Genomic DNA, 19,210 nt, shown 5'->3' with positions numbered 1-19,210 from the left:
GAATGACGAAGATGATCGCCCGACGCGATGCGGATAAAGCGCCTCCGTCTCACCGGCTTCAAGAGCTTCGTCGACCCGGCCGACCTGCGCGTCGAGCCGGGGCTGACCGGCGTCGTCGGACCGAACGGCTGCGGCAAATCGAATCTCCTCGAAGCACTCCGCTGGACGATGGGCGAAAACAGCGCCCGTTCGATGCGGGGCGCTGGCATGGAGGACGTGATCTTCGCGGGCACTGCCTCGCGGCCGCCGCGCGACTTCGCCGAGGTCGCGCTGCTCGCCGAGCACGACGGCCCCGACGGTCCGGAGGAAAGCGAGATCGTTCGCCGGATCGAGCGCGGTGCGGGCTCCGCCTATCGCATCGACGGCCGCGATGTTCGCGCGCGGGATGTGCAGTTGCTGTTCGCCGATGCCGCAACGGGCGCGCACTCGCCCGCGCTCGTCAGCCAGAACCGCATCGGCGCGGTCATCGCCGCCCGCCCGGTCGAGCGCCGCGCGATGCTGGAGGAAGCCGCCGGCATCGCCGGGCTCCACGTCCGCCGCAAGGATGCCGAGACGCGGCTGCGCGCCACCGAGGCCAATCTCGCGCGGCTCGACGAATTGCTCGCCGACCAGACGACGCGGATCACGGCGCTCAGGCGACAGGCGCGCGCCGCCGAACGCTACCGCTTGCTCTCCGAGCAAATCCGTCTGGCAGAAGCGCGGATGATCTTCGCGCGCTGGCGCGACGCCGCCGCTGCCGCGACCGGGGCCAAGGCCGAAGCAGATGCCGCCGACGCAGCGCTCGTCTCGGCAACCGCCGACGCCGCCACCGCGCAGGTCGAACAGCAAGCCGCCGCCGAACGCCATGTCGCCGCACGCGACGCAGCGCTCGCCGCGCGCGATGCGGCTGCCGACCTCGCGCACCAGCTCACCCGGCTTCGCGAACAGCGCCTTGGGCTGGAACGCCGCCTGTCAGACACGCGCGTCGCCCGCGCGCGGATCGATGAGGATCGCGCGCGGGAGGATGCGCTTGCGCATGACGCCGCCGCGGCGACGGCGCGGCTGGCGGACGAGCGTGAGGCACTGAAGCGCCGGATCGCCGCGGGTGCGGCCGCGCTTCCGGCGCTTGACGCGGCGCTCACCGAGGCCGAGCGCCGCGCGCGCGATGCCGAGGTCGCACTGGCGCAAGCCATGTCCGCCGAGGCCGCCGAAGCTGCCGAACGCCGCGTCGCGCTGGCCGCGCAGGCGGCGGCGGCCGCGCGCTACGAGCGCGCGCGGCGCGAGGCGGTGCAACTCGCCACGGCGATCGAGGCGCTCGACGATCCAGCCGCCCTGGAAAAGCAGCGGGAAGCGGCACAGGCGGCGCTCGCCGTCGCGCGCGAACAGGCCGACAAGGCCGCTGCGGCGCTGGCCTGGGCCGAGGCGAGCGAGGCCGAGGCACGCGAGGAACGCGATCCCGCCGAAGCGAGCCGCGCCGCGGCGATCGCGGCACTTGCCGCGCTGGACGGCGAACTGGCGGCGCTGCGCCAGTCGACCGCGCGTGACGGTGACCGGCTGATCGACGCAGTCAGCGCCCAGCCGGGCTTCGAGCGCGCGCTGGCGGCCGTGCTCGGCGACGAGCTGGAAACCGCGCTTGCCGACTGGACGGGCGCCGCGTCGGGCCCGACCGACCCGCCCGCACCGGTCGGCACGCTGCCACTCGCCGCGCGCGTCACCGCGCCGTCCGCGCTGGATCGCCGGCTGTCACAGGTGTTTCTGGTCGAGGCGGACTCGGGTCAGGTCCTCCACGTCGGACAGCGACTCGTCACCCGCGCCGGGCACGTCCGCCGCTGGGACGGCTATGTCAGCGATATCGGCGGGGTTGCGGCGGCAGAGCGGTTGCAGCGGCTCAACCGGATCATCGCGCTGGAAGCGGAGCGCCCTGCGGCCGGGGATGCCGTCGAGCGTACCACCACCCGTCGCACGAAGCTCGACGAACGCATTGCTCGCGCACGCGCCGCGGCGCAATCGTCGCGGGTTCTGGTCACCGAGGCCGAGGCGGCAGCGCGCGCCGCGCAACGCGACGAGGATCGCGCCACCGCGCTGATCGAGCGGCTGGCGGCGCAGCAGGCGGACCTTGCCGCGCGCGCCGCACGCGTCACCGCCGAAGCGGGCGAGGCCGATGCCGAGCAGACCCACGCCGCCGAGATGGTCGCCGCACTCCCCGATGGCGCCACCGCCGCGGCGGCCACTGCCCGGCTGCGCGCCGAGGCGGAGGCGGCGCGGGCGCATGTCGCGCTGGCCCGCGCCGATCGCAGCACGCAGGACCGGATGCTCGACGAAGCGCGTGCCCGGGCGGCTGGCGCGAGTGACGAGGCGCTCGGCTGGCGAGCCCGCGCTGGCGAGGCGGCGCGGCGCGTGAGCGAACTGACGGAACGCGCGGCCGCGCTTGATGGTGAACTGGCCGAGTTGGCGGGGCGCCCGGCTGCGGTCGCCGACGAAATTGGAACGCTGGAGGCGCAGCACGCCGCCGCGCGCGCCGCCGCCGATGCGACCCAGGAAGCCGAGCGCGAGTCGGACGTCGGATTGCGCGTTGCGGATGCCGCGCTGACCCGCGCCGCCGAGACGCTGGCGCAGGCGCGCGAACGGCGGGCGGGTGCGATTGCGCGACTCGAAGGCCATGAGTTGCGCCGTGTCGAGATGGGGCGCGTGGCCGGCGAGCGCTTCGAATGCCCCGCCCCGACCCTGCCGTCGCACGTCGGGTTCGAGAGCGACTCGGTCGCCAGCCCGGCGGACGAGTCCGCGGCCCACGAGCGGCTGGTCATGGACCGCGAGCGGCTCGGCCCGGTCAATCTGGTCGCCGAGCAGGAACTCGCCGAGCTGGAAGCCGCCGGCACTTCGACCGCCGCCGAGCGCGAGGAGCTGGGTCAGGCGGTCAACCGGCTGCGTGGCTCGATTGGCACGCTCAACCGCGAGGGTCGCCAGCGGTTGCTCGCCGCCTTCGAAGCGGTCGATGGCCATTTCCGGCGGCTGTTCACCACCCTGTTCGACGGCGGGCAGGCGCATCTCGCGCTGGTCGACTCCGATGACCCGCTCGAGGCCGGGCTGGAGATCATGGCGCAACCACCCGGCAAGCGGCTGCAATCGCTGACCCTGTTGTCGGGCGGTGAGCAGGCGCTGACCGCGATCGCGCTGATCTTCGGGCTGTTCCTGACCAACCCTGCGCCGATCTGCGTCCTCGACGAGGTCGACGCGCCGCTCGACGACGCCAATATCGAGCGCTTCTGCGACCTGCTCGATCGCATGGCCCGTGAAACCGACACCCGCTATCTGATCGTCACGCACAATGCCGTGACGATGAGCCGGATGCACCGCCTGTTCGGCGTCACCATGATCGAGAAGGGCGTCAGCCGGCTGGTGTCGGTCGATCTTCAGGCCGCGGAGTTGCTGGCTGCGGAATGAGCGTCCAGGCCGGCGCATCGTCATGCACCGCGCCATGGATCAGCCAAAGCATCGCCACCCCGCGCACGATCGCGGCGGCGAGGATATCCGACTGCGTCGCCGATGGCCCCGCCCCCTCCATCCCCGCGAACAACCAGAATTCCGCGAAATAGGCGAGCAGGTCGCCGAGCAGGAACAGCGCCATCGCCCGCACCCGCGTGCCCGTCAGCACGATCATCGGCCACAGCCAAAGATCGAACTGCGGTGAATAGACCTTGTTGGTCAGCAGGAACCACGCCAGCACCGGCATGAACAGCAGCCACGGCCGCTCGCCATGCTTGCGCCAGCCGACCGCGACGATCGTCGCGGCGCCGCCTGCGAACAGCACGAACGACCAGAAATTGCGCGTCGGGATGTCCGTTGCCCACCAGCCGAATTGCGTCATCAACTCCCAGACGCTCGCCGCCGTCCCGCTTCGTTCGCTGGAGAAGGCGTAAAACTCGCGCCAGTTCTCGAATGCAAGCGCTGCTACGGGCAGATTGACGACGCCCCATGCCGCCACGGCGGTAGCGATCAGCACCGCCGCCGCCACGATCCGCTCTGCCCAGCCCCAACCGGATCGGAAGAGCGCCCCCGACCCGAACAGCGGCAGCATCAGCACCGGAAACAGCTTCGCCGCCCCACCAAGCGCCGCCAGCGCCGTCGCCTTCCGCGCGGCGCCGCGCCGCGCCGCGAGCACCGCCGCAACCGCGAACGTCACCGCCAGCAAGTCCCAATTATGTCCGAGATACAGCACCAGCGGCGGCGCGAGCCCCCACGCATATTGCCGCCTTCCGCCAACCCCGGCGCTCCGCATGAACTCCAGCACCACGAACGCCAGGATCGCATTGCCCAGCGTCACCGCGTTCAGGAAATCCGCCGCATCCGCGCCACGCCCGCCGATCACGCGCGCCACCAGCCCCTCGATCCAGATCAGCGCGCCGGTCAGCACCGGATATTCCATCCGTGCCCCGAAGTACGGCACCTGTCCCGCAGCGACCCCACGCAAGCCCCAGAACGGCACCGCATCGCTGTAGCAGCCGGTAATATACTGCTCGGAGCCGCCCCACGCCGCCCCGCAATGCGCCTTGAACCCCCAGCCAAGCAGGCACGTCAGCGCCAGCGCGAGGTACGGGCCATTGGGGCCGAGCCGGTCGATCAGCTTCTGCACGGGGCTGATCCATGGCAAAGCGATGCGCCCTCGACAAGCCGCCTTGTCGAACATACATCGAACACATGGCGCAACTGGATGTCCGACAGAAGCTGGAAATCCTTGCGGATGCGGCGAAATATGACGCGTCCTGCGCCTCGTCGGGAACGGCGAAGCGCAACTCGGCGGATGGCAAGGGGATCGGCTCGACCGAGGGCATGGGCATCTGCCACGCCTATGCCCCCGACGGTCGCTGCATCTCGTTGCTCAAGATCCTGCTGACCAACAGCTGCATCTTCGACTGCCATTATTGCATCAACCGCAAGAGCTCGAACGTCCGCCGCGCGCGCTTCACCGCGCAGGAGGTCGTCAACCTCACCCTCTCTTTCTACCGCCGCAATTATATCGAGGGACTCTTCCTGTCGTCGGGGATCATCAAATCCTCGAACTATACGATGGAGCAAATGGTCGAGGTTGCGCGCAGCCTGCGCGAGGATCACCATTTCCGCGGCTATATCCACCTCAAGACGATCCCCGACGCCGATCCGGAGCTGGTACATCAGGCCGGGCTCTACGCCGATCGCGTGTCGATCAACGTCGAGCTGCCCACCGTTGGCGGCCTGAAGCGGCTCGCGCCCGAAAAGGACAATGCCCGTATCGAGGGCGCAATGGGCGAGATGAAAGCGGCGATCGTCGATACCGCCGAGGCGCGCACCAAGTACAAGTCCGCGCCGCGCTTCGCCCCTGCCGGTCAGTCGACGCAGATGATCGTCGGCGCCGACGCCGCGACCGACGGCGACATCGTCACCAAGGCGTCGACGCTCTACGATCGTTTTGGGCTGCGCCGCGTTTATTATTCGGCGTTCAGCCCGATCCCGGATGCGTCGAGCGTGCTCCCGTTGCAGCGTCCACCGCTGATGCGCGAGCACCGTTTGTACCAGTCGGACTGGTTGATGCGCTTTTACGGCTTTCAGCCTGGCGAAGTGGTGGCCGCCACCGACGACGCGACCGGCATGTTGCCGCTCGATATTGATCCCAAGCTCGCCTGGGCGCTCAAGTTTCGCGACCAATTCCCGGTCGACGTGAACCGCGCGCCGCGCGAGTTGCTGTGGCGCGTGCCCGGTCTGGGCACCAAGGCGGTCAAGAGTATCCTCGCCGCGCGCCGCTGGCGGCGTCTGCGGCTTGATGACGTCGCGCGGCTCACCGTATCGATCGCGCGCATCCGCCCGTTCATCGTCGCTGAGGACTGGCGTCCGGTGACGCTCACCGACCGCGCCGAGCTCAAGCCGCTCGTCGCGCCGCGCCCGGCTCGCCAGCAGCTGGAATTGTTCGGCGCGTGAGAATGAATCGCGGGTGAAACGGTGCGCTGCCTCATGCGCTTCGGCCTCGAAGGAGATCGATATGGCGCAGGCAGACATCTACGCGGACCTCAAGCGCGACCACGATAAGCAGCGCGATATGCTCGAGCGGCTCGACGCCCGGAAGGGCGACAGTGCCGAACGCCGCGAGCTGTTCGAGGCATTCCGGCTGGAAGTCCAGAGCCATGCCGCCGCAGAGGAGGAATCGCTTTATGCGACGATGCTCGGCCGCCCCGACCTGCGCGACGACGCCCGCCACTCGGTCGCGGAGCATAAGGAAGTCGACGATCTGATCGGCGAGTTGCTCGACATGGAGTTCGGCTCCGATGCGTGGGAGCAGAAGTTCGCGCACATGCGCCACCGCTACGAGCATCACATCGACGAGGAAGAGGAAGAGATGTTCCCCGCCGCCGAGGAGAAGCTCGACGATGCGACCGAGGAACGGCTCGCCGACACCTATGAGGAGCGCAAGCCTGCCGAGCTGGAACTGGCGCGCGACAATCCGCCCGGCGGCGACGAGCGCGAGTAATCACGGCCGATGCGTGTCGCCACCCTTCCCGCGCCCGATGACATGGACGCATGGCGGGAGGCGGCGCGCGCGCTGATCGCCGCCGACGTGCCGCCGGACCGCGTCGTCTGGCAGGTCGGCCCTGCGGCGGAGGATCTGTTCGCGACCGCGGCGGCGCCCTCCGGATCGCCGCCCGCCACCGCCTCGCCGCTGCGCGTGTCGCGTGCGTTCATCGCGCTGGCCGGCGACGCGATTCTTCATCACGATCCCGAGCGGTTCGCGCTGCTGTACACCCTGTTGTGGCGGCTGCGCGACATGCCGCGGCTGGTCGAGGACCATGCCGACCCGCTCGTCCGCCGGCTCGAAGGTTTGGCCAAGGCGGTGCGGCGTGACATCCACAAGATGCGCGCCTTCGTCCGCTTCCGCAGCGTAAGTGACGATGACGGCGACCGCTATGTCGCGTGGTTCGAGCCCGAGCATCACATCGTCCGCGCCAACGCCGCCTTCTTCGTCAACCGCTTCGCCTCGATGCGCTGGTCGATCCTCACCCCCGAGGTCTCGATCCACTGGGACGGCACGCGGTTGAGCGAAGGGCCGGCCGCAGTGCGCGGCGAGGCGCCGGAGGGCGATCCGGTCGAGGAAGTGTGGAAGACCTATTACGCCAGCATCTTCAACCCGGCGCGCGTCAAGGTGAACGCGATGCTCAAAGAGATGCCGCGTAAATACTGGAAGAACATGCCGGAAACCGCGCTGGTCCCACAATTGCTGGCCAGCGCGCAGGCACGGGAGAGCGGAATGATCGAACGGGCCCGCGACCGCGTGGAAATCGGCGGCAATGCTGAACTCGCCTGGGAAGCGCTGCGCAACGAAGCCGCCGCGTGCACGCGCTGCCACCTCCACAAGCACGCGACGCAGACCGTGTTCGGCGAAGGCCCGGTGTCGGCGCCGATGATGTTCGTCGGTGAGCAGCCCGGCGATCAGGAGGATCTCGCCGGCCATCCGTTCGTCGGACCGGCCGGTCAGGTGTTCAACCGCGCCCTCGCCGCGGCCGGGATTACCCGCGAGCAGACCTATGTCACCAACGCGGTCAAGCACTTCAAGTTTGAGCCGCGCGGCAAGCGCCGCATCCACGCCAAGCCGGACGCGGGCGAGATCGAGGCGTGTCGCTGGTGGATCGAGCAGGAGCAATTGCTGCTGCGTCCGAAGGTGACGGTAGCGCTGGGCGCGACCGCGGCGCGCAGCCTGTTCGGCAAGGTCATGACGATCGGCCGCGAACGTGGCCGGGAACAACGCCTGCCGGACGGCGGCGCGGCATGGATCACGGTGCATCCCAGCTATTTGCTGCGCCTGCCCGACGAGGACGCGCGCACCACGGAGTTCGCGCGCTTCGTCGAGGACCTGAAGCTGGCGCAAGCGGCGCTGTCCTGAGATGTCGTCATAGCGAGCGTAGCGAAGCAATCCAGGGCGACCTGATCCGACCCTGGATTGCTTCGCTACGCTCGCAATGACGAGAGACGGTGCTGGCCGCCCCCCTCACAGCTCCCGCGGATCAGGGCCCATACGCCCATCGGGGTCATCCATCGCGTCGATCGCCGCGATCTGCTCGTCCGATAACCGGACCTCCTGCGCACCCCAGTTACTGCCGAGATGCTCCAGATCGCCTGCCTTCGGGATCACCGACAAGCCCTTCGCCAGATGCCAGGCAATGATCACCTGTGCTGGAGTCGCGCCCACGTCAGCGGCGATCCGCACGATCCGCTCGTCCTTCAGCGTCGCGCCTTGCCCGAGCGGGCTCCAGCTCTGCGTCACGATTCCATGCGCGCGATTGGCCTCCTGCACGTCGCGCTGCTGGAAGGTCGGATGCAGTTCGATCTGGTTGACCGCCGGCACCACCCCGGTGGCGTCGATGATCGCGTCGAGATGCTCGGGCAGGAAATTCGACACGCCGATCGCCCGCGCCAGCCCGCGCTCGCGCAGCTCGATCAGCGCCTGCCACGCATCGACGAACCGTCCGCCGGCAGGATGCGGCCAGTGGATCAGGTACAGATCGACAGACTCCCGCCCGAGCAACGCCAGACTGGCATCGAGCGCCGCCGCCGCATCGCCATGCTGATCGTGCCACAATTTGGTGGTCACCCAGACATCGTCGTGCCCGAGCCCTTCGCCCACGCCGCGCTCATTGTGGTAGAGCGCGGCGGTATCGACGAGCCGGAAGCCGAGATCGAGCCCGGCGCGCACGACCGATGCGACCTGCGCGTCGGGGATCTGGTAGGTGCCAAGGCCGAGCTGTGGCATGGTGCGGCCGTCGTTGAGGGTCAGGTCTGTCATCCGCGACGAACCATTGCTGTCCCGCAACGGTTCCCGGATTCCGGCTTCCCTTTCTCGCCGCAGTGCCGCAAGCGCAGAACATGGTCGAGAAGATCCTTGCCGCCCTCGCGGGCTTTGCCATCGCCGTCATTTCTGCCGGGGGTTACTGGGGTATCGCGCTGCTGATGGCGATCGAGAGCGCGTGCATCCCGCTGCCCAGCGAGATCATCATGCCGTTCGCTGGCTATCTGGTGTCGACCGGGGAGCTGAACCTGTTCCTCGCTGCGACTGCAGGCGCGCTGGGGTGCAACCTCGGCTCGATCGTCGCCTATGAGATCGGGCGGCGCGGCGGGCGGCCGATGGCGGAGAAGTTCGGGCGCTACGTGCTGCTCGGGCCGGGCGAGCTGGACCTCGCCGATCGCTTCTTCAATCGCTGGGGGGCGTGGGCAATCCTGATCGGGCGGATGCTGCCGGTGATCCGCACCTTCATCGCTTTCCCCGCCGGGGTCGCGCGGATGAAGCTGATCCCGTTCCACCTCTACACGTTCATTGGTTCGTGGCCGTTCTGCCTGCTGCTAGCGTGGATCGGCATGACGCTGGGTGACAAGTGGAACAGCGATCCGCGGCTCAAGGCCTTTTTCCACCGCGCCGATGCCGCGATCGGCGTCGTGCTGGTCGCCGCGATCGCTTTCTACATCTGGCACCGCGTCAAAGGGATGAAGGCGAAGGGCTGATCTCCCCTTCGTCGCCCCGGATGTGATCCGGAGCCCCGCCGCTCTTGTCTATCGAAGTAAGAAGCGGGATCCCGGATCAAGTCCGGAATGACGGTGAGTCACAGCTCCGGCGTGTCCTGCTTCGTCGCGGCGCGACGCTCCTTCTTCCAGCGTGTCGCATTCTGCGTGATGCAGCCGGTCGCACTCGCTGCGCCGACCGTCGAACAGCTTCCGACCCCGACCGTCCCGACGTCACGGTTCGCCTGTTCGCGCGCCGCCCAATTCTCATTCTCGGGCGTCACCTCGAAATTGCGCAATTCCTTCGGAATGCGGAACTGCTCCTCGGCCGGACGGCGGGTGCAGACGACCACCTCATTGCCGGCGTTGTCGGTCGGGCAACGTTCATTGCCGTAGAGAACGATCACGCCGTTTACCGGCGCACTGCGCGACACGCCCTCAGCCGGCGTGGAGCGCGACACCCGCGCGGCGGTGGTGGGAGGCCCGCTCTGCGCCGCTGCCGGCAACGCAGCGAGCGTGAGCAGCATGGGGGAAAGACGACGCAGCGGCATAGATCCTCTCAGATTCGTTTGGCGGTGGCGATCGCGACACGGCAGCCGAGCCGGATCGCCGTCGACAGCAACGGATAGGCAGGCGCGTTTTCGGCGCCATGAGCGAGCGCGGTGTCGCGGTGCTCCAGTTCCTCGGCCTGGAACTCGCGGATCGCCTCGGACAGCTCGGGATCGCTGTCGCCCAGCGCGACCAGCTGCTCCTCATAATGTTTGTCGATCTCGGTCTCGACCGCGGCGGTGCACGCCATCGCCGCCTCGGGTCCGATCGCGGCGGTCACCGCGCCAAGCGCGAAGCCGGCGACGTCCCAGAACGGCTGGAACAGCGTCGGCCGCACGCCCCGCTCGACGATCATGCGGTCGAAGAATGCGCGGTGCTTCTCCTCCTGCAAGGCCATCGCGGAAATCTTGCGCGCCATCGGCGAGCGCTGTCCCATGATCGCCAGCTGCCCCGCATAGATGCGGATCGCTCCGAACTCGCCAGCCTGATCGACGCGGATCATCGAAGCGGACGGATGCGGACGGTCACCAGGCTTCCAGGTCATCCACGCCTCCTCAGTTGCGCCGCGATCAACCCCGCGCCGACGAGCGACACAACCGCATTCCACCCCGCCAGCGACACGCCGAGCAGCGACCATTGCGGTGCGTCGCACCGGACGATGGGAGCGGCGAGCAGGTCCTTCAATGCCTGATCGGTCGACAGGCCGGACAGGTTGGTGGTCTGCGTGCAGGCGGTGATCCCCTGCCACCAGTGATATTCCACCCCGGCGTGGAAGACGCCGATCAGCCCCGACACCGCGATCAGCGCCGCGGCTCCGGCGACCAGCGTCGCCTTGACCCGCGGCCCGCCGGTCACGAACGCGAGCACCGCCATCGCGAGCGCGCCATAATGCGGCCAGCGCTGCCAATGGCACATCTCGCACGGGTAAAGTCCGCCGATCAGCTGGAACGCCCACGCCCCGCCCAGCAGCGCCGCCGGGATCAGCAGCGCGAGCAGGCGCGCGTTGCGCAGGCCGGTCGCCATTACTTCGTCACCGGCGTCGTCGTGGCGGCGGCGGTCGGCTTGACCGTCATCGCCTGCGTCACCGCCGCGACCTGCGTCGCGCCGCCCAGCCGCGCGATCGTCTTGAGCGCGTACCAGAGCTGGAAGTCCGCGATCCCCTGTTTCTTGAGCGCGTCGGGCGAAGTCGCGAAGCGCGGATCGTCCTTCACATCCTCTTCAAGCACGGCATTGTCGGGTGACTTGATCTCATTAATCAGATGCCGGCGCAGATCGGCCTCGCGGAACACCGGACGCGATTTGTAATCGGGATCGGAAATCTGCGGCACGCGGATGTCGGGCTCGATCCCGCCTTCCTGCACGCTCCGCCCCGACGGCGTGAAGTAACGCGCGGTGGTCAGCCGCAGCGCGGTGCGCGGTCCGAGCTGGAGCAAGGTCTGCACCGAGCCCTTGCCGAACGTCCGCTCGCCCATCACCAGCGCGCGGTGATGATCCTGAAGCGCGCCGGCAACGATCTCGCTGGCCGAGGCGGTACCCGAATCGGTCAGCACGATGATCGGCAACCCGTGCGCATCGTCGCCCGGTCGCGCGAAATACCGCTCGATATCGTCCTTCTCGCGCCCGCGCTGGCTGACGATCTCGCCGCGGTCGAGGAAGGCGTCCGACACCTCGATCGCCTGTGTCAGCAGCCCGCCGCCATTCTCGCGCAGGTCGACGACATAGCCGAGCGGGCGATGCCCGAGCGACTTGTCGATCGCCATGATCGCGGCGCGCGTGTCGGCGCCGGTCTGTTCGGAGAAGGTGTTGATGTTGATATAGCCGACATCGCCCTTCACCTCCCATTTGACCGGGCGCTGCACGATCACCTCGCGCACCAGCGTCACCACGATCGGCTTGTCGCGGCCGGAACGGATCAGCGTCAGCGTCACCTTGGTGCCAGGCTTGCCGCGCATCTGCGCAGTCGCCTCGTCGAGCGTACCGCCGTAGATCAGCTTGCCGTCGATATGCGTGATGAAGTCGCCGGACTTGATCCCCGCGCGCCCGGCGGGCGTATCCTCCTGCGGTGCGATCACCTTGACTGCGCCATCCTCCATCGAGACGGTCAGGCCCAGCCCGCCGTAATTGCCCTCGGTCTGGATACGCAGATTGTCGAAGTCGGAGGCGTCGACATAGCTGCTATGCGGGTCGAGCGCGGCGAGCATCCCGTCGATCGCGCCCTTCATCAGCTGATCGTCGGTGACCTTGTCGACGTAATCGGCCTTCACGCGATTGTAGACGTCGAGAAACTTGTCGAGCTGGCGATAGGTGGCGGTGTCCGACGCGGCCATCGCCCCGGTGGCGACCGGCACGGTGGCGATGGCAGTGACCAGCGCGACGGCCGGGAGCAGCTTTGACTTCATGACGGGCGAAACTGTTCCTGCGGATGGACGATCCCGCGGTGTAGCGGAATTGCCGGGACGATCAAAGCGCCCGCGCGGCTGAATGACGGCTGAGCGGCGCAGTCCTCACCCGATCAGCTGGGCGATGTCGACCGGGCGCCCGCGACGGCGCAGCTCGACCGTGACGCGCGCGCCATCCACGTTCGGTGCGGCGCCCAGCGGCGCCCCGGCCGCGACGCTCGCGCCGCTTTCCACCGCCACCGCGCCGAGCCCGGCGATCAGCGACGTCCAGCCCGCGCCATGATCGACGATCACGATCCGACCGAAGCTTCGGAACGGTCCGGCGAAGCGGACCCGCCCGCCCGCAGGCGCGACGATCGCCGACGCGGCGGGCACCGCCAGCGTCAGCCCGCGCGCCCGGACGCCATTGCCCGACACCTCCCCCATCCCGGTCACCAGCCGTCCCCGCACCGGCAACCGATAGGCCGCCTCCGCCGGCGGCGGCAGCCCGCGCGGGATCGAGGGAAGCGGCAGCGCCATGAGATCGGCGAGCACCGCCTGCTCGCTGCCGATCGCGGTCAGGCGCTCGGCGGTGTCGCGCACCGCCTCCTCCATCGCCAGCGCACGCTCGTCATCGCCGCCGGTCACCGCCGCGAGCTGCTCGCGCGCCTCGACCAGCCGCGCGCGCCCGGCACGCAGCCGGCGCTGCGCCAGTGCCGCATGTGCCTGCATCACCCGGCCATGCGCGATTGCGCGGCGCAATTCCGCGGAGCGCGCGCGCAGCACCGGCAGGATCGCCGCCGACACCACGCGGGCATGGACGAGATCCGCGACGCTGCCCGGATGCGCCAGCGTCACGATCGCCGGCCGCCGTGCCAGCGCGGTCAGCGTTGCAAGCAACCGCGTGACCGGCGCCTCACGTGCGGCGAGCAACCGCCGTTGCAGAGCGAGCCGGCCGTCGATCACCGCCGCCTGCGCCTGCAACACGGCGAGGTCAGCCTCCGCCGCCGTGACCCGCGCCTCGACCGCCGCCTCGCGCAGCTGCGCGCGGCGCGCCGGATCGGCGATCCGGTCGGCGCGTTCCTCAAGCCTGTGCGCGCGACGGTTGGCGGCGGCGACGGGCGGTGCCGCGGCCGGCGCGGCGTCCCCACCCGCCGCGAGAAAAGCGATCGCCAGCCATGACGCCCGCCACGGCATCATCCTTCGCGATGATAGGGGTGATTGGCCAGGATGCTTGTCGCGCGAAACAATTGCTCGGCCAGCATCGCACGCGCGAGCAGGTGCGGCCAGGTCGCGCGGCCAAATGACAGCAGCATGTCCGCCTCACCGCGCTCGGCATCGGAAAAGCCGTCCGCCGCGCCGATCAGGAAGCGTGCCTCACGCACGCCATCGTCGCGCCAGCGACCGATCCGCTCGGCAAACGCGGTCGAGCCCAGCACCTCGCCCTTCTCGTCGAGCAGGATACGGCGACCGTGCGCCGGCCGCTCGGGCTCGCGTCCGCCACGATCCGGCAGCTCGCTCACACGAGTCGGCCAGACGATCCGCTTCAGATAACGATCGACAAGGTCAGCCTCGGGTGATCGCCCGATCCGCCCTCGCGCGACGATGTGCAGCAGCATATGCGCCTCTATGGCAAAGGCCGAACCTTGAAGCCGGTCGAAACTCCTCCTTCAGCCGTGGCTCCGGCCTTGATCGGGTGCCCGCTTCTTCTCGGCGACCGAAGCAAGCAGCGGGATCCCGGATCAGGTTCGGGATGACGACGAGCGAAGCCGCCCCGGACTGGACAGGTGTTCGGCAACCGCCGATCGAACCTCAGTTCGGCGCAACGCCCGGCGCAGGCGCATCGCCGAACGACCACATGCGCTCCAGATTGTAGAAGCTGCGCACTTCGGGGCGGAACAGGTGGACGATCACGTCGCCGCCGTCGATCAGCACCCAATCGGCATTGGGCAGCCCCTCGATCCGGGCGGGACGGCCGGTCTCGCCCTTGATCCGCTCCGACAGCTTCTGCGCCATCGACGCCACCTGTCGGGTCGAGCGCCCGCTGGCGATGACCATGTAATCGGCGATCGACGACTTGCCCGCGAGCGGGATCGAAATCGTGTCCACCGCCTGATCGTCGTCCAGCGATTGCAGGACCAGACGATGCAGCGCCTCGACATCCGTCGAAGCGGGCGAGCGGCGGGCGGGTTCGGTGGCGGGCAAGGTTACTCCTGGGGTTGCCGCAACGATGCGGCGGGGATTGCAGTCTTGGATATCGGGTCGGCGAAGCGAACATGCCAGTCGGGATCGACGGCGCGCAATTGCGTCGCGGATGTCCGGTCGGGGCGGAACCGTAGCAGCACCAGGGCTGGCACACTCCACTCGGCCCAGTTCGTCGCCTGGCGCGCGGGCCGCCGATAGCGCCGCAGCCAGCCCATCGCGGGAGCCGCGAGGGCATCGTCGTCATAGCCGGGTCTGGTCAAAACCGCAATCGGCATCGTGCGCGCGATCATCCGCCACTGCCGCCACGCATGAAACTGCGCCAGATTGTCCGCGCCCATGATCCAGATGAAGCGATTTCGTGGATAGCGCCGCACGATCGTCCGCAGCGTGTCCACGGTATAGCGGGTGCGCAGCCGCGCCTCCAGATCGGTCGCGCGGATCGGCGCACGCCGCGCCATCGCGCGCGCCGAGCCGAGCCGCGCGGCCAGCGGCGCCATGCCCGCGCGCGGCTTCAGCGGATTGCCCGGCGATACCAGCCACCATGCCTCGTCCAGTCCCAGCAAGCGGATCGCCTCCAGCGTGACATGGCGATGGCCGCGATGCGCAGGATTGAACGACCCGCCGAGCAGCCCGATGCGCCGGATCGTCAACCCCGGATCTGCCCGGTGCCGCGCCCCAGCCACTTGTAGGTGGTCAGCCCTTCGAGCGCGACCGGGCCACGCGCGTGGAGCCGACCGGTCGCGATCCCGATCTCCGCGCCCAGCCCGAACTCCCCGCCATCGGCAAATTGAGTCGAGGCGTTCCAGAGCACGATCGCCGAATCGGCCTCGCGCAGGAAATGCTCCGCCACCGCCGCGTCCGCCGCGACGATCGCATCGGTATGATGCGATCCATGCGCGGCAATATGCGCCAGCGCCCCCTCCACCCCGGCGACGATCGCGACGGAGGCGATCGCATCGAGATATTCGGTGTCCCAGTCGGCCGCGTCCGCGACGTCGATCGACGGCACCAGCGCGCGGGCCGCTTCGTCGCCGCGCACGGTGCAGCCGCATTCGGCCAGCGCGGCGATGAGCGCGGCGGCGTGCGGCCAGTCGCGGTCGATCAGCAACGTCTCCATCGCGCCGCAAATGCCGGTGCGGCGCATCTTGGCGTCGAGCACGATCCGGGTCGCCATGTCGCGATCCGCAGAACGATCGACGAAGACGTGATTGATCCCGTCGAGATGCGCGAGCACCGGGACGCGTGCCTCGTTCTGCACCCGCTCGACCAGACTGCGTCCCCCGCGCGGGATGATGAGGTCGATCGCCCCCGCGGCGGCGAGCATCGCGCCGACCGCCGCGCGATCGGTGGTCGGGACGAGCTGGACCGCGTCGACCGGCGCTCCCGCCTCCGCCAGTCCGCGCGCGAAGGCGGCATGGATCGCGCGATTGCTTTCCACCGCCTCCGACCCGCCGCGCAGGATGACCGCATTGCCCGAACGCACGCACAGGGCGGCGGCGTCGGCGGTCACGTTCGGGCGGCTTTCGTAGATGATCCCGATCACGCCGATCGGCACCCGGACGCGGCTGAGCGCGAGGCCGTTGGGACGATGGCGGGTGTCGATCACCTGCCCCACCGGATCGTCGAGCGCCGCGACCGTTGCGACCGCGGCGGCCACGCCGTCGATCCGGGCCGCGTCGAGCCGCAGCCGGTCGAGCATCGCATCGGACAAACCGTTGCGACCCCCGCGCTCGACATCGCGTGCATTGGCGGCGAGGATATCGGCAGCCCCCGCCTGCAGCGCCTGCGCCGCGGCACGCAACGCCTGCGCCTTGTGCTCGTCGCTCATGCCGGCAAGCGAGCGGGCCGCCGCCCGGGCACGGGTAGCAAGGGTGGCGATCAGGGTGGCGGGGTTCTCGTCGGCGGACATGCTGGCGGCGTAGCACGCACCGCCACAAAGTCTCAACGTTCCGTCAGCCGGGTCCGCAGACAACTGCTTCCCGCCCACTGGCGATCGCCGCGGCCATCCCCATATCCTACTGATGAACAATGCCGTGAATCGTCGCCGCTTTCTGGCCGCTGCCGGCGGCGGATTTCTTGCCACCACCCTGCTCGCCTGCGGATCGCGCACCGCGGACGCCGCGGAGCGGTTTCCGGTCACGCGCACCGACGCACAGTGGCGGGCGCAGCTTGGCCCGGCGGCCTATGACGTGCTGCGTCAGGAAGGCACCGAGCGTCCGTACAGCAGCCCGTTGAACGGCGAGCATCGTGCCGGCACATTCGCCTGCAAGGGCTGCACCCAGTCGCTGTTCTCGTCCAAGACCAAGTTCGAGAGCGGGACCGGCTGGCCCAGCTTCACGGCGCCGCTGCCCGGCGCGGTCGGCTACCATCGCGATTCGACGCTGGGGATGGCGCGGACTGAAGTGCATTGCAGCCGGTGCGGCGGGCACCTCGGGCACGTTTTCGACGATGGGCCCCGCCCCACCGGAAAACGCTTCTGCATGAACGGCGTGGCGATGACCTTCCGCCCCGCCTGATGTTATCTTAGTGCGCGGCGGGGAGCATGCCGGAGACTGGCACCGTTGCTGCGGTCGCGATCGTTAGCGGCGCGAGCGTCGCCTCGTCCTCGACCGGCGCCGGTGCCTTGCCGGCATAGATGAACCCGGCCAGTGGGTAGGTGCTGGTCCCGAGATCCCCGACACCGGCGAACCACACCCGCACCTCGCTCCAGTCGCCGGCCGCCGACACGTCGACCGCGCGGACGTCACGCTCGATACCGCCGCGACGCGACCAATTGGCGTGGGTCAGCAGCACCTCGCGGTCGCTGACGATGCGGCTGACCATTGCGACATGCCCGACCGGCATCGCGCGCGTCGACTTGAACGCCATCACGGCGCCGACCTGCGGAGCGGTGCCGCGATCGTAGCGGCCCGCGGCCTGGCCCCACCAGGTATTGGCGTTGCCGCGGATGTCGATACCCGAGACTTCGCGCGCAAACGGCACGCATTGCAGATACCGCGCCTGCGCCGGCGCAGTTGTCGTCAGGACGCACGAAAACACCAGCGCAAACTGCGCTGTCCAAAGCTTGAGGTTCACGGAGGACCCCCCGGTCAACAGGACTGATGAAAGTCGGCTAACCAGAAAGATCCTAATCAACAAATGCAGCGGGAACCTTTTCGGATGAACCGAAGATGACTGACGACGAACCGAACATTGTCCGCGAAATCACGTCAGCGATGCTGCCCTTGAGTATGACCGGGAGGTTAAAATCCGCGGGAGCCGGGCCGCTGCGGCGAGTCGCCACGCCCCCGATCCCTGTTTTCGTTCCTGCAGTATGGGCTTTCGACCAATGGAGAGCCCGAGCCTTTCGAATGGAAGGTACCGCTTCCTGCTTGCCGCTCCGATCGATCCTGCCTAAGCCGTCGCCTTCCCTGCGGAGAGGGTGAGGCAGCCACCATGGCGCTTGATACCGAGACGTTCGATGCCCTGATCGCGACCGTGCGCCGCTTCGTGGCGGATCGCCTGCGCCCGCTGGAGGCACAGGTCGAAGCCGACGACGCGGTGCCCGAAGCGATCGTCGATGAAATGCGCGCGCTTGGCTTGTTCGGACTGTCGATCGCTCCCGAGTATGGGGGTCTCGGGCTGACCATGTCCGAGGAAGCGCGCGTCGCGATCGAATTCGGCCGCACCACGCCCGCGTTCCGCTCGGCGTTCGGCACCAACGTCGGCATTGGCAGCCAGGGGCTGGTGATCGCGGGTTCGGCCGAGCAGAAGGAGGTCTGGCTGCCGAAGATCGCCAGCGGCGACATCATCACCAGCTTCGCGCTGACCGAGCCCGACGTCGGCAGCGATTCAGGCAGCGTTGCCACCCGCGCGATCCGCAATGGCGACGTCTACCGCCTGAGCGGCACCAAGCGCTACATCACCAACGCCGACCGCGCCGACCTGTTCACGGTCATGGCGCGCACCGGTGAGGAAAAGGGCGGCCGCGGCGTGTCGGCGTTCCTCGTACCGCGCGACTTGCCCGGCGTGACGATCGGCACGCCCGAGAAGAAGATGGGTCAGAAAGGCGCGAAGGTCGCGGATGTCATGTTCGATGAGGTGCCGGTGCCGCTCGCCAACCGGCTCGGCGCGGAAGGCGATGGCTTCCGCATCGCGATGCAGGTGCTCGATCGCGGACGGCTGCACATCGCCGCGGTGTGCGTCGGGGTCGCCGAGCGACTGATCGCCGATGCAGTCGCATACGCCACCAGTCGCCGCCAGTTCGGCAAGCCGATCGCCGAGCATCAGCTGATCCAGGCGATGATCGCCGATTCGAAGACCGAGGCGCTCGCCGCTCGTGCGCTGGTGCTCGACACCGCCGTCAGGAAGGATGCCGGCGACGACGTGATTCTGGAGAGCGCCGCCGCCAAATATTTCGCCAGCGAGATGGTCGGCCGCGTTGCCGACCGCGCCGTGCAGATCCTCGGCGGGGCGGGCTATATCGCCGATTACGGCGTCGAGCGGCTGTACCGCGACGTGCGGCTGTTCCGGATCTACGAAGGCACCAGCCAGATCCAGCAATTGATCATCGCCCGCGAGACGTTGAAGCGCGGGGAATAAGGGAG

Annotated in this window: 19 protein-coding genes; 7 read left to right on the top strand and 12 right to left on the bottom strand. The window is 68.8% G+C overall.

Annotated features, from left to right (window positions below; genetic code table 11):
* Positions 1-27 precede the first annotated feature (27 nt).
* Positions 28-3,420, top strand: coding sequence for a chromosome segregation SMC family protein (locus BACI71_RS15655; protein WP_159760175.1), 3,393 nt, complete (start codon positions 28-30; stop codon positions 3,418-3,420).
* Here BACI71_RS15655 and BACI71_RS15650 read toward each other — a convergent pair.
* A complete protein-coding gene (locus tag BACI71_RS15650) occupies positions 3,365-4,609 on the bottom strand; it encodes a hypothetical protein (RefSeq protein ID WP_236553011.1) in 1,245 nt (414 codons plus the stop codon). The two genes, BACI71_RS15655 and BACI71_RS15650, sit on opposite strands and share 56 nt — an antisense overlap.
* 65 nt (positions 4,610-4,674) lie before the next feature.
* Here BACI71_RS15650 and BACI71_RS15645 point away from each other — a divergent pair, with 65 nt between their 5' ends.
* From BACI71_RS15645 to BACI71_RS15635, 3 genes are all read left to right on the top strand, one after another.
* On the top strand, positions 4,675-5,928 hold the full coding sequence (locus tag BACI71_RS15645; RefSeq protein WP_159760173.1) for a putative DNA modification/repair radical SAM protein: 1,254 nt from the start codon (positions 4,675-4,677) through the stop codon (positions 5,926-5,928).
* A gap of 61 nt (positions 5,929-5,989) precedes the next feature.
* Positions 5,990-6,475: a hemerythrin domain-containing protein gene (locus BACI71_RS15640; protein ID WP_159760171.1), complete on the top strand. Its 486-nt coding sequence runs from the start codon at positions 5,990-5,992 to the stop codon at positions 6,473-6,475.
* Between the two features lie 9 nt (positions 6,476-6,484).
* Positions 6,485-7,882 carry a UdgX family uracil-DNA binding protein gene (locus BACI71_RS15635; protein WP_159760169.1) on the top strand — a complete coding sequence of 466 codons (1,398 nt, stop codon included), beginning with the start codon at positions 6,485-6,487 and terminating at the stop codon, positions 7,880-7,882.
* 105 nt (positions 7,883-7,987) lie between these two features.
* Here BACI71_RS15635 and BACI71_RS15630 read toward each other — a convergent pair whose 3' ends face one another.
* Positions 7,988-8,782, bottom strand: a complete 795-nt coding sequence (locus BACI71_RS15630; protein ID WP_159760167.1) for an aldo/keto reductase — start codon at positions 8,780-8,782, stop codon at positions 7,988-7,990.
* Between the two features lie 80 nt (positions 8,783-8,862).
* Between BACI71_RS15630 and BACI71_RS15625 the strand changes: the two genes are divergently transcribed.
* On the top strand, positions 8,863-9,495 hold the full coding sequence (locus BACI71_RS15625; protein WP_028966160.1) for a DedA family protein: 633 nt from the start codon (positions 8,863-8,865) through the stop codon (positions 9,493-9,495).
* Positions 9,496-9,593: 98 nt separating this feature from the next.
* Here BACI71_RS15625 and BACI71_RS15620 read toward each other — a convergent pair whose 3' ends face one another.
* From BACI71_RS15620 to BACI71_RS15580, 9 genes are all read right to left on the bottom strand, one after another.
* A complete protein-coding gene (locus BACI71_RS15620; RefSeq protein WP_236553009.1) occupies positions 9,594-10,043 on the bottom strand; it encodes a hypothetical protein in 450 nt (149 codons plus the stop codon).
* Between the two features lie 8 nt (positions 10,044-10,051).
* Positions 10,052-10,585: a demethoxyubiquinone hydroxylase family protein gene (locus BACI71_RS15615; RefSeq protein ID WP_159760165.1), complete on the bottom strand. Its 534-nt coding sequence runs from the start codon at positions 10,583-10,585 to the stop codon at positions 10,052-10,054.
* Positions 10,582-11,064, bottom strand: coding sequence for a disulfide bond formation protein B (locus BACI71_RS15610; protein WP_159760163.1), 483 nt, complete (start codon positions 11,062-11,064; stop codon positions 10,582-10,584). The genes BACI71_RS15615 and BACI71_RS15610 overlap by 4 nt, the downstream gene beginning before the upstream one ends.
* Positions 11,064-12,440: a S41 family peptidase gene (locus BACI71_RS15605; RefSeq protein WP_159760161.1), complete on the bottom strand. Its 1,377-nt coding sequence runs from the start codon at positions 12,438-12,440 to the stop codon at positions 11,064-11,066. Before BACI71_RS15605 ends, BACI71_RS15610 begins: the two co-directional genes overlap by 1 nt.
* Positions 12,441-12,545: 105 nt before the next feature.
* Positions 12,546-13,616, bottom strand: coding sequence for a murein hydrolase activator EnvC family protein (locus BACI71_RS15600; protein ID WP_159760159.1), 1,071 nt, complete (start codon positions 13,614-13,616; stop codon positions 12,546-12,548).
* Positions 13,616-14,038, bottom strand: a complete 423-nt coding sequence (locus BACI71_RS15595) for a 23S rRNA (pseudouridine(1915)-N(3))-methyltransferase RlmH (protein ID WP_159760157.1) — start codon at positions 14,036-14,038, stop codon at positions 13,616-13,618. The genes BACI71_RS15600 and BACI71_RS15595 overlap by 1 nt, the downstream gene beginning before the upstream one ends.
* Positions 14,039-14,231: 193 nt before the next feature.
* Positions 14,232-14,624 (bottom strand): ribosome silencing factor, encoded by a 393-nt coding sequence (gene rsfS / locus BACI71_RS15590; RefSeq protein WP_159760155.1) that lies wholly within the window; start codon positions 14,622-14,624, stop codon positions 14,232-14,234.
* 2 nt (positions 14,625-14,626) lie between these two features.
* Positions 14,627-15,268, bottom strand: a complete 642-nt coding sequence (locus BACI71_RS15585; RefSeq protein ID WP_159761268.1) for a nicotinate-nucleotide adenylyltransferase — start codon at positions 15,266-15,268, stop codon at positions 14,627-14,629.
* A 2-nt stretch (positions 15,269-15,270) separates the two neighbouring features.
* Positions 15,271-16,533, bottom strand: a complete 1,263-nt coding sequence (locus tag BACI71_RS15580; protein ID WP_159760153.1) for a glutamate-5-semialdehyde dehydrogenase — start codon at positions 16,531-16,533, stop codon at positions 15,271-15,273.
* 112 nt (positions 16,534-16,645) lie between these two features.
* On the opposite strand from BACI71_RS15580, the gene msrB reads away from it, so the two are divergent.
* Positions 16,646-17,140, top strand: a complete 495-nt coding sequence (msrB, locus tag BACI71_RS15575) for a peptide-methionine (R)-S-oxide reductase MsrB (RefSeq protein ID WP_159760151.1) — start codon at positions 16,646-16,648, stop codon at positions 17,138-17,140.
* 7 nt (positions 17,141-17,147) lie between these two features.
* On the opposite strand, the gene BACI71_RS15570 is transcribed toward msrB, so the two are convergent.
* Complete coding sequence (locus BACI71_RS15570; protein ID WP_159760149.1) at positions 17,148-17,699, bottom strand: CHAP domain-containing protein; 552 nt, start codon at positions 17,697-17,699, stop codon at positions 17,148-17,150.
* Positions 17,700-18,059: 360 nt separating this feature from the next.
* Here BACI71_RS15570 and BACI71_RS15565 point away from each other — a divergent pair, with 360 nt between their 5' ends.
* Entirely contained in the window at positions 18,060-19,205 is a 1,146-nt protein-coding gene (locus BACI71_RS15565) for an acyl-CoA dehydrogenase family protein (RefSeq protein WP_159760147.1), read from the top strand.
* Positions 19,206-19,210 lie beyond the last annotated feature (5 nt).

The organism is Sphingomonas sp. 8AM (assembly GCF_902506455.1).
GTDB lineage: Bacteria > Pseudomonadota > Alphaproteobacteria > Sphingomonadales > Sphingomonadaceae > Sphingomonas.
The sequence above is the reverse complement of the archived record's forward strand: the minus strand, read 5'-3'. Positions and strand labels throughout refer to the sequence as shown.